Origin of the sequence: Prolixibacter sp. NT017 (assembly GCF_009617875.1) — a bacterium.
GTDB lineage: Bacteria > Bacteroidota > Bacteroidia > Bacteroidales > Prolixibacteraceae > Prolixibacter.
Genome location: NZ_BLAV01000001.1, coordinates 4,325,911 through 4,341,183 on the forward strand (window position 1 = coordinate 4,325,911; position 15,273 = coordinate 4,341,183).

At 45.2% G+C, this 15,273-nt stretch carries 14 protein-coding genes and 1 tRNA gene; 7 read left to right on the top strand and 8 right to left on the bottom strand.

Features of this window, described 5'->3' with window-relative positions; all coding sequences use genetic code 11:
• Positions 1 to 54: 54 nt before the first annotated feature.
• The 6 genes from GJU87_RS17990 to GJU87_RS18015 all read right to left on the bottom strand — a co-directional run bounded on the left by GJU87_RS17990 (position 55) and on the right by GJU87_RS18015 (position 6,667).
• Positions 55 to 1,101, bottom strand: coding sequence for a hypothetical protein (locus GJU87_RS17990; RefSeq protein WP_153640741.1), 1,047 nt, complete (start codon positions 1,099 to 1,101; stop codon positions 55 to 57).
• Complete coding sequence (locus GJU87_RS17995; RefSeq protein WP_153640742.1) at positions 1,101 to 1,586, bottom strand: RNA polymerase sigma factor; 486 nt, start codon at positions 1,584 to 1,586, stop codon at positions 1,101 to 1,103. The genes GJU87_RS17990 and GJU87_RS17995 overlap by 1 nt, the downstream gene beginning before the upstream one ends.
• Before the next feature lie 156 nt (positions 1,587 to 1,742).
• Positions 1,743 to 3,362 (bottom strand): S41 family peptidase, encoded by a 1,620-nt coding sequence (locus GJU87_RS18000; RefSeq protein WP_153640743.1) that lies wholly within the window; start codon positions 3,360 to 3,362, stop codon positions 1,743 to 1,745.
• Complete coding sequence (locus GJU87_RS18005; protein ID WP_153640744.1) at positions 3,355 to 3,816, bottom strand: dCMP deaminase family protein; 462 nt, start codon at positions 3,814 to 3,816, stop codon at positions 3,355 to 3,357. The genes GJU87_RS18000 and GJU87_RS18005 overlap by 8 nt, the downstream gene beginning before the upstream one ends.
• A gap of 103 nt (positions 3,817 to 3,919) precedes the next feature.
• Positions 3,920 to 4,294: a response regulator gene (locus GJU87_RS18010; RefSeq protein ID WP_153640745.1), complete on the bottom strand. Its 375-nt coding sequence runs from the start codon at positions 4,292 to 4,294 to the stop codon at positions 3,920 to 3,922.
• Positions 4,295 to 4,435: 141 nt separating this feature from the next.
• The gene (locus tag GJU87_RS18015) at positions 4,436 to 6,667 is read right to left on the bottom strand and encodes a carbohydrate binding family 9 domain-containing protein (protein WP_228492045.1); all 2,232 of its coding nucleotides are present in this window, start codon (positions 6,665 to 6,667) and stop codon (positions 4,436 to 4,438) included.
• 169 nt (positions 6,668 to 6,836) lie between these two features.
• Between GJU87_RS18015 and GJU87_RS18020 the strand changes: the two genes are divergently transcribed.
• The 3 genes from GJU87_RS18020 (at position 6,837) to GJU87_RS18030 (ending at position 8,577) form a co-directional block, all read left to right on the top strand.
• Complete coding sequence (locus GJU87_RS18020) at positions 6,837 to 7,292, top strand: transposase (RefSeq protein WP_153640746.1); 456 nt, start codon at positions 6,837 to 6,839, stop codon at positions 7,290 to 7,292.
• A gap of 241 nt (positions 7,293 to 7,533) precedes the next feature.
• On the top strand, positions 7,534 to 8,115 hold the full coding sequence (locus GJU87_RS18025; protein WP_153640747.1) for a Panacea domain-containing protein: 582 nt from the start codon (positions 7,534 to 7,536) through the stop codon (positions 8,113 to 8,115).
• 9 nt (positions 8,116 to 8,124) lie between these two features.
• Positions 8,125 to 8,577, top strand: a complete 453-nt coding sequence (locus GJU87_RS18030; protein ID WP_153640748.1) for a hypothetical protein — start codon at positions 8,125 to 8,127, stop codon at positions 8,575 to 8,577.
• A 151-nt stretch (positions 8,578 to 8,728) separates the two neighbouring features.
• On the opposite strand, the gene GJU87_RS18035 is transcribed toward GJU87_RS18030, so the two are convergent.
• Together GJU87_RS18035 and GJU87_RS18040 are read right to left on the bottom strand one after the other, a co-directional pair.
• A tRNA-Leu gene (locus GJU87_RS18035) sits at positions 8,729 to 8,812 on the bottom strand.
• Positions 8,813 to 8,894: 82 nt separating this feature from the next.
• Positions 8,895 to 10,274 carry an MFS transporter gene (locus GJU87_RS18040; RefSeq protein WP_153640749.1) on the bottom strand — a complete coding sequence of 460 codons (1,380 nt, stop codon included), beginning with the start codon at positions 10,272 to 10,274 and terminating at the stop codon, positions 8,895 to 8,897.
• 259 nt (positions 10,275 to 10,533) lie between these two features.
• On the opposite strand from GJU87_RS18040, the gene GJU87_RS18045 reads away from it, so the two are divergent.
• From GJU87_RS18045 to GJU87_RS18060, 4 genes are read left to right on the top strand one after another with little or no spacing between them, the layout of a single operon-like run.
• Positions 10,534 to 11,190: an RNA polymerase sigma-70 factor gene (locus GJU87_RS18045; RefSeq protein ID WP_194831574.1), complete on the top strand. Its 657-nt coding sequence runs from the start codon at positions 10,534 to 10,536 to the stop codon at positions 11,188 to 11,190.
• A complete protein-coding gene (locus GJU87_RS18050) occupies positions 11,187 to 12,194 on the top strand; it encodes a FecR family protein (RefSeq protein WP_153640751.1) in 1,008 nt (335 codons plus the stop codon). The genes GJU87_RS18045 and GJU87_RS18050 overlap by 4 nt, the downstream gene beginning before the upstream one ends.
• Positions 12,195 to 12,216: 22 nt before the next feature.
• The gene (locus tag GJU87_RS18055; RefSeq protein WP_153640752.1) at positions 12,217 to 13,776 is read left to right on the top strand and encodes a PDZ domain-containing protein; all 1,560 of its coding nucleotides are present in this window, start codon (positions 12,217 to 12,219) and stop codon (positions 13,774 to 13,776) included.
• A gap of 4 nt (positions 13,777 to 13,780) precedes the next feature.
• Complete coding sequence (locus GJU87_RS18060) at positions 13,781 to 15,271, top strand: carboxypeptidase-like regulatory domain-containing protein (protein ID WP_153640753.1); 1,491 nt, start codon at positions 13,781 to 13,783, stop codon at positions 15,269 to 15,271.
• Positions 15,272 to 15,273: the final 2 nt, after the last annotated feature.

Below are 15,273 nucleotides of genomic sequence, written 5' to 3' on the forward strand. Positions count from 1 at the left end.
CTTTTTGTTTTCGTTTTGTGGGTAGGACGAACCGTTACCGGATTTTGTTACAGCTTAGCGGTTTTTATTCACCGGAAGGGAGAAAGAAAGCAAACGGCTGTGAAAAGAGATAGCCTTTATTTCTCCGTCATTGTCCCGTTTTCCGACCAGCCGATCGCCCGATGCCCTGGCTATCAACTGGAGTCCGCCCAGCGCAATGTTATCGGGTGAAAGCAGTTCCCGGTCGTCACTATGCAACGATCTTGCGAGCCTTCTGTCGAGCAGGTCTTCCACCGGAACTTCATCCGCCAGTGCTTTTTCAGTGTCCTGATAATCGAGCACCATTACCACTTTTTCGGGCTGCACATCAAACCGGATGACTTTTGCTTTCATCGGTTCCGGAATGTTCATGGCTATCCGAACGGGTTCGGGATGCTCTTTTTTTTGAGGTATCGGTTTCGCTTTCGCAGGAAGGATTTCTGCCACCTGCACCGGTTTTTCCCTGACGATCTTTTCTTCGGGTGAACGACCCGGTTTATCAGAAGCTTTCACTTTTTCCTTATCAGGGACCGATTCCACGGGAGTATCCGGAACCGAGGTTTCCGCGACTTGCGGAGTCATTTGCTGCTGAACAGGTGCGTCTTTTTCGGGATAGAAAAGAAAAATGCCCAGTACCAACACGGCAGCGGCAGCAACACTCCACCAGATGGGCAGTACGCGGGTTTTTCTTTTCAGCTTTGCCTTACCGGGAAAAACAATTGCGGAATCCGGTTGCAGTTTCAGCCGGCCAAACTCGTTGACCGTTTCTTCTGCTTCGGGGTGACTTTTCAGCCAGGTTTGAAAGGCTGCTGATTCTTCTTTGGAGAGGTCACCTTCAGAAAGCGCGATAGCCTCATTTTTCAGTCCTTCCGGTGTATCGAACAGCGATTTATGCAACGATTCCTTTCCTTTCATGGAAAGCTCTTCCGGCTGCAACCTCAACGAAGAAATTCCATCTTCATCCGGGGCCAAACGGGGATTTTCCGCAAAGAAAGCTTCCAGCTCCTTCCGCGTTTCCGGATCCAAATTCCCTTCCAGGTAATCCAGAACAAATTCCTCGTAATTTTCAGTCGTTATCTTCATTACACCACCACATCAATGCTACCGATGTACTTCTTCAGAAAAACACGGGCCCGGTAAATATACACCTTTACCTGTGCTTCGGTTAAACCGGAAATGTCGGCAATTTCCCGGTAGGAATAGCCTTCATAATCACGTAGCAAAACCACGCTTCGTTGTTTTTCCGGCAAACGGGATATTGCTTCGTGAAGCACTTCCTGCAGATCGGAAAAACCGTTTTGTTCATGGCGGATCACATGTTCCGACGGATCACCAATTACCTCGCGGTTGCTTTTCCGTATCCGGTCAATCATGGTATGATAAGCCGTGGTAAAAAGGTAGGTTTTCACCTTCGTTCCGTCGATATTTTCACGATGCCGCCACATCTTTTCGTAACTGTCCTGTACAACGTCCCTCGCGCCGTCTTCGTCGTGCATACTTTTCACGACAAAGCGGTACACTCTGTCAGCCCATTCATCTACTGCGCTGTTGTATTCATCAAGGGTCATCCGGTCAGGCTACAATTACTTTTTCGGGGTAAGACGATTGTTTCCTGTTAAAGTTACAGCTATGGTCTGTTTTTTTCAATTTCCTTATTCGGAGAAAACAAAAAAGGTTGCCCTGACTAGAGCAACCTTTCTGTATCTGTCTGTTATTGCCATTCCTTAATCCGGCATTTTATTCGATTCAATTACGCTAATAGCCTTTTGCAAGGTGGTATCAATCTCTTTGATGATGGGATAGAAACCTTCTTCACCCAAAATATTCCGGGCGATATAAGCGTTGAGTTGTGTTCTAATTATTTTTCCTGAAATTTTCAGGCCTTTGTTGTCGCGCGGGACACCGTTTTTCGCGGCAAACCGAATGAATTTTGCAAATACATCCTGTTTATTCAGGTATTCCTCCATCGCTTTCGCATCTTTCATTTTCGAAAGCAGCTCACGGTGTGCATCGGCATAATCGAAGGCATAGCGGTAAACCAGGCCTTTCGATGTAATCTTTCCATAATAGTCGGAGAAACCGGTTGTATCAGCCGGAACAAATACATCAGGCATGATTCCGCCGCCGCCATAAACGACCCGCCCTGTACGGGTATGGTACTTCAATGAATCATTGAAGTGAATACTGTCTCTTTGCTCAAACTCACCATGCTTATAGCGGCGTGCAATATCCTGGTAGTAGGCTTTGTTACCTTCGTCATACGGTTTCTGGATACATCTGCCGGAAGGCGTGTAATAGCGGGCTACCGTTAATCGCATAGCGGAACCATCGCTGAACGGAATCTGTTCCTGCACCAGTCCTTTTCCGAAGGAACGGCGACCAACAATTAATCCGCGATCATTGTCCTGAATAGCTCCGGAGAAAATCTCGCTGGCTGAGGCCGAAAACTCGTCAATCAGCACCACCACTTTTTTGCCCAGCATACTTCCTTTGCCGTCAGCGCGGAACATCTTTTTCGGTTGGTGCAATCCTTTGGTGTAGACAATCAGCTCTCCCTTATCGAGGAACTCACTCACCATCTTGATGACCGCTGCCAAATAACCACCCGGGTTACCACGCAGGTCGATGATGACATTCTGAACGCTGTCCTGATTTAATTTATCAAGCGCCTTCATGAATTCAGCGTACGTATTTTCGGCAAACCGGCCGACCTTCACATAACCGGTCTTTTTATCGATCATGTACGAAACGTCGACGCTATAAAGCGGAATATCGCCCCGTGTAATATCGAAGTCGATCAAATTAGGAATACCCCGGCGAGCAATGGAAACCTTAACGTGTGTTCCTTTTTTACCGCGCAGTTTCTGAATAACCTTATCGTTGGTAATTCCCACTCCCGCAATGGTGGTATCGTTCACCATCACAATGCGGTCGCCGGCCTGAATACCCAGCTTCTGGGAAGGTCCGCCTGAGATTACGTCAACCACAGTAACGGTATCGTTCTGAATGGAAAACTGAACACCGATTCCACCGAAATTACCCGACATTTCCTCGTTCACTTCCTTCATGTCCTTCTTGGGAATGTAAGTCGTATGCGGATCGAGTTGTTTGAGTATATCGGGGATGGCGTTGTTCACCAGTTGTTTTTCGTTCACAGAGTCGACGTAATAGTCGTTGACCAGATTCAAGATGAGATCGATCTTACTATTGCCAGGCGACTTAACGTGGTTGAAAGCCGTTTGCTGCCGACGTTGCAGGACGATCCCGATAAATATTCCAACAATGATGGCAAATGCCAGTAATACCGGGGTCCATGTAATTAACCTTCTGTTCTTCTTATCCATTTTGTTCTATCTGTCTGTTTGATTCCAAATCTATCTGTACAATTTCTATCGAAGCCCTTTTCAACAATTCAATGCCATCGTTCAGCCGGTACGAGTCGGAGAAAACCACCCGGCTGATGCCAGCCTGAATAATCAGTTTCGAGCACTCGAGACAAGGTGACGAGGTGACGTACAACGTGGCATGTTCACTGCTGTTGTTCGACTTAGCCACTTTGGTAATGGCATTGGCCTCGGCATGTAACACGTACGGTTTGGTTTTGTTCTCCTCGTCTTCGCAGCTATTTTCAAAGCCTGATGGGGTACCGTTGTAACCATCCGAAATGATCATCTTGTCTTTCACCAGCAAAGCTCCCACCTGCCGGCGCTTACAATACGAATTTTCGGCCCAGATTCGAGCCATACGCAGATAGCGATAATCCAGTAACGCTTGTTTGCGATTATTCGTTTTATCCATTCAATGCATCAATTTACTTAATAACTGCACTAAGGTTAGGTCGTAGAAAAAGCACATGAAAAAAAACCGCCTTGAACGAGGCGGTGTACATGGTATCAGTCGTTCAGAGGAAATTCTTTACTTTATCCAAAATGTCTTTCGACTTAATGGGCTTGGCCCAGAAGTCGTCACACCCACTCTCTTTCGCCATCTCAACATCTTCGGGCATCACAAATGCGGTTTGGGCAATAACCGGCAGGTCGGGCCGGATTTCTTTAATTTTCCGGGTCGCGTCAAACCCATTCATGATAGGCATCTGCAAATCCATCAATACCAGATTTACTGCCGGATTGTTTTTAACCGTTTCAACCGCTTCCTGTCCATTCTTAACCCAAATCATTTCCGCATCAATCTTACGCAATACGGCTTTCAGATACAGATAGTTAGATTCAGCATCTTCAACAACAAGAATAACGGATTTCTTCTCTGGGTTTTCCACGTATGTTCAGCTTTTGGGTCCTGTGAATTTCAAATATATACAAAAATATTTTAGTTAAGCAGCGTAACCTGAAAAATGCACTGAAAGTAAATCAATCCGTTTGTTGACAAATGACTAACAATTCATCGATTATCCTGACATTTAATTGAACCAATAGGTCATCTTGAAAACCAGCGCCCTGTTCCTCGCCTCCATGTTGCCCGGGAAATAATTATCGGTGTACACCAGGTAGATATCCGATACCGGTTGATAACGCCACTGCAGTCGGGCATTCACATTAATGTTGTCAATCTGTTCGTTGTACTGTACGTAAGTGGTGAAGAAAATTTTGTCGGTAAAGGTTACGTCCAGTTTGGGGCCTACCAGCCAGTAATCGACGTTGCCCCAGGGCTGCGGCAACATCAGGTTGTTGTAACTGAACACCATAGAAATGTACCCAAAAGGCTGAAAACGGTAATTCAACAAACCTTCAGCGTGCCAACGGTTCCCGTTGTAAAAGCCTCCGTAACCGGAAGAAAGCTCGTACTTGAACGTCTTGCGGTTGTCCGACTGATAAATCAACGTAGCGTCGAACCAGTTGTAATCGGTTCCTGCCGACAGAAAATGATCTCCCTGGTTGGTGGGGTCAAACTCATTCCTCAGTTTAATATACCAGAAGTTGGTTTCCAATTCCAGGTGACTTCGGTTGTGAAACTGAAAAAAATAATCGAAGCTCACTTCCCGATCGGTCAGGTCCATATCGCCCGGACGGAAATAGGTATCCAGTTCCGTAAAGAATCCGTGATATTCAACTCCATTATTTTCAGGATAAAAACGGACGGTCGCTCTCGGATTCAGCCGTAAGTAGTCGACTCTGGGAACATAACCGGTCTCTGCATTGAAATTTTTCCCTACGTAATATTCAATCATCGACAACTCATATTGCTTCCGCGAATAACTGAGTTGCGCTCCCTGGCTAAACTGCTTCCCGGAATTCAGGCCCGGGGTAAACGAACGTAACCCAAAGAATTCCCCCGTCCAGTAATTATCCGAACTCGCAAGGTTGTACTCCAAACCAGCTACCCGGTTATATTCGTTTCCGGTAAAACCGGAAGGAACATTCATGTTTTGCTTATTCACAAAGATGGCCCCGATGTTCGAGCGGGAAAAAACTTTCTTTTGAACCGACGCCACAAAAAAGTTCCGGGCCAATAAATCACCGTGTTTTTCCGTCTGCATATCCATCACCCCGATTCGCCAGTCGTTGCCGATTTTTCCGCTTAACCGGGCTCCAGCCAGAACCGGCGCGTCGAGTCCGATGCGACGCGAGAAAAACGGACGAATCTGGTCGGAACCGTAATTGGCAAACAGGTCACTGTTCTCAAGAAAAAACTGCCGCTTTTCGGGGTAATACAGCTCGAACCTATCGAGAATCGTCACCTGGTCGTCCACTTCCGCCTGCGAAAAATCAGGATTGTAAGTCAAATCCAGATTCAGCGATGACGAAAGCCCGAGCTTGGCATCCATCCCGAAGTCCTTCCGGTAACGGGTATAGGTTCCCGCTTCAAAGTCGCGCGAAGCGCTCCCGAAAATGTACGGAATCAGCGAAAATTGCAGCCCGGATTTGGGTGGAGGTGTTTCCCATTTCAATACTCCGGCATAAGCCAATGAAGCCGTCGGAAATTGACGCGGTACCGGCGCCCATGCCGATTTTTCGTTCATCTTCAAATCCAAACGGGAGAACTGCACATTCCAATGATCCACACCACTTTGGTAGCGGATGGATTTAAACGGAATCCGCATCTCGGTCACCCAACGGTCTTTGTAATTTTTGGTCTTCGACTGCCACTTGCAATCCCAAATCAGATTCACATTGTGACCGTCACTCATTGTGCCGTCCCACTTGGCGCCGGCCGCATTGGCTCCAAAGGAATAGCCCGTGGTCTGGTCGTTGTAGGTATCGAGAAATAACAGGAAATTATCGTTGTTACCAAAGACAAAATCGCGCCGCAATGACTCTACCGGTCGTTTACCAGGAATGGTATCATAAAAAACAATGGCCAGGTAAAAAGCTTTGTCCCCGTAAGTCATCATCACTTCCGATTTCGCAGCGGAATAGCCGGTATCGTAGGGTAGCACCATGTAAAAATCGGTTGCTTTCTGTGCCCGCTTCCAGTCTTCCTCATTCAGCACGCCATCGAGTTTGATGGGCCCTGTCCGCTTTTTCACATGCAGAACATAGTCACTGTTAATGGTATTGATGGTGAAAGTGGAATCTTTCCGTGAAAACGAAAAAGTCGGATTGGTCGGGGTTATATTTCCGGAAGCATATAAAATTCCCGGTACGAAAACCAGCCAACCAGCCAGCATCGACAAAGCTTTGGTAAGTTTCATAGTTAGTTAGTATGCAGTAATTTGGACACCGTAAGATAAAAAAATCAATCTTACAGTCAAAACAACAATATCACAACCATTTTTCTCAGGAATTGGATGAACCAAAAGGATGGATACACTCCGAAAAGAAATTATTTAGTATCTTGAATATGAACTAACTTGAACCTCAGTGGAAAATACATTTATTAGTTGCCTGATGCATGTGGTATTTGGAACGATGGGACAGCGAAGTTACCTGTTGCCCGACATACGTTCTCAATTGGTTTCATACCTTTCGGCCATTGCCAAATCGAGGGGAACTCGCTTGATTACATTGGGCGGAACCGAAAATCATGTACACCTGTTACTAGCCATTCCTGCAAGACTTTCCATTGAGTCAGCTGTACTCCCACTTAAAGAGGCATCACAAACCTGGCTGCGACAACACTTCGACAACTGCAAAGGGTTTACCTGGCAAAAGGGATTCGCTGCTTATTCCATCAGTCGTTCACAATTGGAAAGCACCATGCGCTTCATTCAGAATCACCAGCAACATCATCTGCACAAATCCTTCCGCGAAGAGTACATCGAATTTCTTCGCTATCACCATATTCCCTTCCGGGAAGAAAAATTGTTTGGAAACTAAATCGAAATTAAGGGTATTAATTTGTCACAACAAAAAATCATAATGGGTGGAGAAAGGGCATCAATTTTGGAGAATTCAACGTTACTATTGTAAAATTTTTATCGTATTTTTAATCTGAAGCCAGAGAATAAGCCTTGATTTGCTAAAATTATTTTCTATTTTTGCCCGATATAACGTCCTTCGGTTCAGAACTTTTTACAATTCAAGTTGTTGTTTTCACTACTACTTTATTAGTATCAAAATGAAAACTTATTCCAAAACTGAAATCGCAAAAATTGGTAACGCTATTGTTTTCTTTGCTGAAAGAATTAGTGATTTATCAAAGACAAAGTTGCTCAAACTCATGTATCTAACCGAAGAAACATTTGTTCGCGACTATAATATACCTATGTTCGGTTTGGAATTCGACGTTTGGCAAGCTGGTCCGGTATCAAGAGACATTTATATTGATCTGTCAGACGAACAACCATCTTTATTTTCCGAATTCATCTCAACAGAAAATAGAGATGAAGCAACCTATATCAAGCCCAAAACAAGTTTTTCTGATGATGAATTTAGTGACAATGAAATTCAGATTCTCGATACTATTTGTCAGAAGTTTGGCAATATGACAGCAAAAACTCTTGTTGAATATACTCACAGGAAAAATTCCTTGTGGCACATAATTGCAAAGGAAAAAGACTTATTAGAATCGTTTAAGTCTGGTCAAACCAATTCATCAGATGAAAAAATTGATTTTACTCGCATCTTAGATGAATCTGGTGCTGAAACATATAAAGAACAGATATATTTTAAACAATTAGTGGGAGCAATCAATCGTTGAAATTCTTACATGTATACTCCCGGGAATATTCTCTATTTTAAGCCATTTGTCTTTCCAAATGGACATGCTCCTAAAAACAAATACTTCATTGTACTTCAGACTATCGGGGACAACATCTTAATTGCATCTCTTCCTACCAGCCAAGATCATATTCCGAGGATGGTTTCTAAAAAACATGGATGTATTGATGAGCCTCATTATCAGGTAAATTGTTACTGTTTCCAGCCAAGGCAAATTATTACAAAGAACGATTTCGCTTTCCCAGTCGAAACCTTTGTTTATGGATACCAGGTAGATCAATTTGATAAGACTAATTTTGATAGTATGTATGTTGTTGATGGTGTCGATTATGAAATAGTTGGGGAGTTGTTGGACCATGAATATGAATCACTGATCAATTGTATTAAGAATTCAAGAGCTGTCTCAAGAAAAATTCGGAGATGGCTGGGGGCTGAAATATAACCAATTCATATACTCATTAAGAAATCGGATTTTTACCACTTCTCTCTCTAATAACTATTTTGACACCCAAAGAGCAAGAGATGGCTGGGAGGATTAAAGGCAAAACGTAAGATACAAAAAAGCCTTCTCCCTTTTCGGAAGAAGGCTTCAGTACCCGGAGTGGGAATCGAACCCACACTCTGTTGCCAGAACTGGATTTTGAATCCAGCGCGTCTACCAATTCCGCCATCCGGGCGGGTAGACAACCGGTTTTTTCCGGCGCGGCACAAATATAGATCAAAAATTCACTTTCGAAAAATATTTTTCACGGAAAAAACTTAGATTTCCTTTACTTGGCGGGCATCAATGGCTGCCGTCACTTTTCCGTAAATCACCAGCGAGATAGCCGAGACAATCGCAATGCCCACAAAAACAAACCAGATGTAGTGCGCATGATCGTATGCGTGAAGCTTTTCGGCATCTGTTAAAGTCAGCGGATCGGGACAATATTTTCCAAGCAGGTAGCCTGACAAGCCAAAGCCAACCAGCGATGAAATGAACGAATGAAGGTGACTGAATCCAAGATAAAGTCCCTCCTCACCTCTTGGCGCCTGCAACGAAAAGTATTCGAGGAAACGGGGTGAAATGAACGATTCGGCGACTCCCTGAAAAACAATTCCCACCACCATCATGAAGGCTACCGGGTGCATGCCCAGAATCGGTTCTTGCGCAATCATGTTGCCGGAAGCCATCGCTAATGCGGAAAACGGCATGATGAACATGCCCACCGTCATGGAAGTAACCGCCTTCTTTTTGCGCATCAGCTGTGTAACCAAACCGACCGTCAACACCACAACCAATGGATTAACGTTGGCGTACCACGACGGGGAAGCTCCTTCGCCGGCCATACGCAACACGTATTTCGGCATGGTAGCATACAACTGGTGCTGCACCATCCAAAATCCGGTGATGATCAGAATCAAAACAATCAGCCGCACGTTGGAAACCACGCGGATAAGTGCCTGCCAGATTTCTTTCAACGATTTTCCCTGCCCTTCGTGATGCGAAGATTTGAACAGGAAGAAAACAACGATAAATCCGAGCAAGGTTGCTCCGGCCGAGAAGTAATTCAGGGTAATCAGACCTTCGTTTCCCAACGCTTCCCGTAAAGGTTTCACGATGGTTTTTCCCGAAAAGGCGCCAATATTCACCATAGCATAAAATATCGAGAAGCCGCGGGCTCGGTTCTGTTCGGTAGTTTCTTTGGAAACAGTTCCGGAAATCACCGATTTGATGAAGGAACCTCCAATGATGATGAGTGCCATCACTGGCAGAATGCCCCACTTGGCTGCACTTTCGCGTAAACCATTGAACTCGGTCAGGTGTCCGTAATGCACCAGTCCGGCCGACTGAAGCGTAGTTGGCAAAACCGCTAATCCCAAATAACCGATGGAAAGCAAACCGAAAGCCAGTAACAAACCGCTGCGAAATCCAATTTTATCGGCAATTGCCCCACTGAAAGTGGGCAAAAAGTAGAGTAAGGCAGAAAAGGTTCCCGAAATGAATCCGGCCTGCACATCTGAAAAGCCTAATATTCTTGAAAGGTAAAGAGTAATAACAATGAAAACTCCGTAGTAGGCCGCCCGCTCGAGCAGTTCAACGGTATTGGCCACCCAAAATGCGCGCGAAAAACGCCAGGTACTTTCTCTCTCCGTCATATCAAATGTCAAATTAGTAGTTCGGTATATTTCTCGAAAAGCTTCAAAGATAAAAATTTGCAGGAAAGTTCCTGTACCTCTAACTCGTCATAACCTGGACACCATCTCCTTTCCAATAATTTCATCATTGCTCATTGATTGTACCTCTTTTTCATTAAATTAAAGCATCAATTAAAAATTATGCCTCTTAACATAAGGGTCTTTTGATGATGAACTGTCATTATACTATTATATTGATGGGGCGATGCAAAAATCTCAAATGATACAAGACGAGGACAACAGAAGACTTCTGGCTATCCGCGAAGGCGATAAACAAGCTTTTGAAGCGCTCTTTCATGAGTGTTATCGCCCAATGGTAGCTTATGCTTTCCGGTTTCTGGGCGAAATGGAGCCGTCGGAAAGTGTCGTACAGGATGTCTTTCTCAAATTCTGGCAAAAGCGAAAGGAACTGATGATTACCTCTTCCCTTCGCAGTTATTTGTTTCGGGCTGTCCGAAATCTCAGCCTCAACTATCTCGAGCACCGGAAAATTATGTCGGGCTATGCCAGCATGGTCATCGAACGGGAATCAGACCGCCACGACTACAGCGATTTTTATGTGGAGGTAGGTTTGAGAGAGAAAATCGATGCGGCTGTTTCGGCTTTGCCGGAAAAACGACAGGAAATTTTTCGACTGGCACGTGAAGAAGGTTTGAAGTACCGGGAAATTGCCGAGCAATTAAATATTTCGGTGAAAACCGTCGAGACACAAATGACACTGGCCTTAAAACAATTACGAACGCTGTTGAAAGATTACCGTCACCTCGTGCTCTTCTTCCTGGGAACAGGGATCAATAAAACAAAAGAAAAATTACCATATCGTTCCATTTCCGTTAAGGGTAAAAAGCTGATTAACTGTCTTCCATACAGATTATGAAAAGCCAGAAGAACATATCGAAACTGACGCCGGAAGAATGGGCTGCTTTCCTGAACGGCGAAAGAGATGCGGAGACGTTTTCGGGAGAGGAAACCTCTGAGATGAGAGAGATGAGAGAAGCCTGGGAGCTAAGTGGTACGGTTTTCAGCCATTCGGCTGCTGACCCGGAAAAGGCCTGGGATCAATTAAATAAACAACTGAATAAAAGTACTCAACCGGCAGGACAACCAACACGTCGCCTATTCCGACGTGTGATGCAATATGCGGCTACCATACTGGTACTTGTCGCACTTGGCGTTACCGGTTATTGGCTTACCCGGCCTGAGCAGCCCGTCACATCGCAATGGGTTGTTCAGCAAACTGTGTTGCAACCGGCATCCATCAAAGAAGTGACCTTGCCCGATGGAACTGTTGTGAGCCTGAATGCCAATTCCCGCATTGAGTATCCGGAAAGTTTTACCGGTAAAAAAAGAACCGTAAAACTGGTTGGTGAAGCCTTTTTCGATGTTCACCACGATGCACTGCACCCGTTTATCATCGAAACCGAAGGAGCGCAAATTGAAGTGCTGGGAACTTCGTTCAATGTGTCGGCTTATCCCGGCAAGGAGAAAGTGGAAGTGAATGTGCGTACCGGTACCGTTCGGTTGGTTTCGACCCGCAAAAAAGGCAAGCAAGCCGAAGAGATCCTTCCGGCTGGCCAGCGCGGATGGGTGAATTTAAGCGATGGCTCTACCTCCAGTCAACTGGGTGTGGCTCCCAATTACCTTTCGTGGGTGAACAAAGACATCCGGTTTAAGAATACTCCCCTTTCGGAAGTATTCAGCGTACTCGAAAATACGTACCACGTTAAAGTGGAAGGTGCCAATGCGCACATCGATACGCTGCGATATACCGCTGAATTTGAAAAACAGAATCTCGATTTTATCGTCGATGTGATTGGCCGGACCCTGAATCTGAAAGTATCGAAAACAAACGATGGTATCGTGTTTGCCATGAAAAAATAACCACAGGAAAGGAGGCCGTTACATGAAACGGCAAAAAGGAAAACGTGTCATTGTTGCTTTCAGCCTGATGCTGATTTTCCTTTTTACACTTCCCTGTCCGCATATAAAAGCACAGGAAGCTATCCTGCAACAGAAAATATCGCTCCGGGCAAAGGAGCAACCGCTCATTGACATTATTCATCACGTTAGTGATACCCTCGGGTTGCAATTAACCTATAATGCCAATGCAGATGCGAATCAGCTGGTTAGTTTCAGGTGTGAGAACCAGGCGGCGGGAGATGTGCTAAAGGAATTACTGAATCGTTACCGGCTTGACTTCATGGTATCGAACAGGCATCTCATTGTCCACGATCTGTTTAACAACGACATGAACAGTCAGTTTCAAACGGAATCCACCAGAAAATCATCCCACCGATCGTTTGTCTTCAACCGCCCTGAACGAAAATTCGTTGCCATCCCGTTCGTCGACGCCAGTAATCTTATCATCGTCCCGGTGCGGATCAATGGTTCGCAAAGCCTGAATTTTATTCTCGATACAGGCGTGAAAGTACCGACCATTACCGAATTTCCCGACTCCATTAAACTCAAGCTAAAATTTTTGCAACCGCTGGAACTGACCGGACTCGGCGAACTGAAAAAAGTAAGTGCTTACGCTTCGTTCAATAATAAAATCGAATTCCCGGGACTAACCGGTTATAACCAAACCATCCATGTGCTAGATAACCCCGACTTCAGGATATCACCGTTAATCGGCATACCCGTTCACGGAGTAATCGGATTTAACCTGTTTAAAGATTATGTCGTAAAAATCGATTATGCCCGAAAGATAATTTACCTTTATCAACCGGAGCGATTCAACATGAAACGGGCTTTACAGAAGTCGGAAACGGTTAGTCTGGAGCTCAACGCCTCCAAACCGCTGATGAAAGCCGCTGTGACCATGGAAAATGATGAAATCGTTCCGGTAAAACTGATGGTCGACTTAGGATTCAGCGATGCCGTTTGGTTATCTCCGGTTTCTGATAACCGGCTTCAGCCGCCGGGAAACAGTATCCAAACGTTTCTGGGACGAGGAATGGCAGGTAACCTCTACGGGAAGAAAGGCCGGATACAGGCTATCCGAATTGGCAATATAGAATTTGCCGAACCGATAGCTTCGTTCCCAGATACCAGCCACATTGGAGGAAAGATCGGAAAAGACCGAAACGGAAGTGTTGGAAGCGAGATTTTGCGACGTTTTACGGTTGTTATCGATTATCAAAATCAGCGGATGCTGTTGCAGCCGGGACGCCATATTCACAAACCGTTCAATGATAATATGAGCGGAATCGATATTGTAAATCCGATGCCGGGCTTGCCGTATTACAAAATCATCAATGTCCGGGAGGGCTCTCCCGGCGATTTGGCAGGATTGTTGCCCGACGATGTGATAGTATACATCAACCATACAGCGGCCAAAGATATTTCGTTGAGCGAGATCAACCAACTCCTGATGAGTCGGGAGAACCGAAATATAAAAATGCTGGTGAAAAGAGACGGACAGTTGATAAGAGCCGATTTTCGCCTGCAAAAAGTTTTCTAAACCTATGTTTAAAACGTATGGAATTCTATTGTGGCTGATATGCCTTCTTGTGCCCGGAGTACGTGCTCAGGAAGCTATTTCCGTACTACAACGTCCTATCACAATTTCCATCGACAGCTCTTCGGTCGAAGATATCATCGACCAATTGGTGCTCGAAAACGACCTCTACTTTTCGTACAACCCTCAGATTCTTCCCCAAGGGCTTTATTCGTGCCATGCCGATAAAAAGCCGTTGACGAGTGTTTTGCGTCAGCTGCTTCCGGTGGCCGACTACCAGATTGAGGTTATTGATAATCAAATCATAATCAAACGCATCGAGAAGGCGCCATTGCGTGTTTCGGCCCAAATTATCGATCGAGACAATCATGAACCTGTTCCCTACGCATCTGTCACTATCGACGGACAAAGTATTGGCACCATCACCAACTCCGACGGCCGTTTTGATTTGGTTATCCCGCAACGATTGCTCGATCACGATGTCCTTATCGGCTGCCTGGGCTACGTAGAATATCGCATTGCTCCCGATAGCCTGAAAAACGTCAGTCAAATCGATCTTAAGCCTGTTTCGTACCGCTTGCGCGAAGTGAGGGTCAAACCGGTTGAACCGGAAGAAATTATTGCCCGGTTCAGATCGCATATTGCCGACAATTACACCCTGACTCCCCAGCTCATGACCACATTCTATCGTGAAACCGTCAGACAAGACGGCAAATATATGGGAATGTGGGAAGCCGTGATGGAGATGCTGAAAAGCCCCTACAGAGGGGTTGGAAGCGATAAGGTCCGGTTTATCAAAGGTCGAAAAAGTGAATTTAACCGCTCATATAAAGACGTGAAGCTGAAAATTCAGGGAGGCCCCTACTACATCACCAAACTCGATGTGGTGAAAAACCTCGAAAGTTTTCTCGACCCACAATACGAACAGATTTACCGCTACAAATTCGAACAACCGATTGTATATAACGGCCGGGTGGCCTGGGTTATCCGCTTTTCACGAAAAGAGCGGGTGGATTATCCGTGTTTCAACGGTTACTTTCTTATCGATGCCGAGTCGTATGCCCTTATTATGGCCGATTTTTCACTGGATAACAAGAGCTTGAAAATTCTGGGCGAATCGTTTATCAAGAAACAGCCACACAACGTTAAAACTCAGCCCATCAGGGCCGAATATAAAATTACCTACCGGGAATTAAACGGAAAGTGGAGTTTCTATATGGCGCGTACCGATGTTCAATTTCGGGTACGCAATAAGGAAAACCATCAGCGCTCTATTTTCCGGAGTGTTTCCGACATGGTGGTGACCCAGCAATACCGGTTCCCGCGAAGGGCCAGATTTGGTCCCTCAGGAATTTTCCGGTCGAACGACATTTTCACCGACTTTATCGGTGACTATGATCCGCAATTCTGGGAAAACTACAACGTGATAAAACCGGATGAAGATCTGCGTAATGCGTTAAAACAAAATGTCGATTCTACTGAAAATAAAAATCAATAATA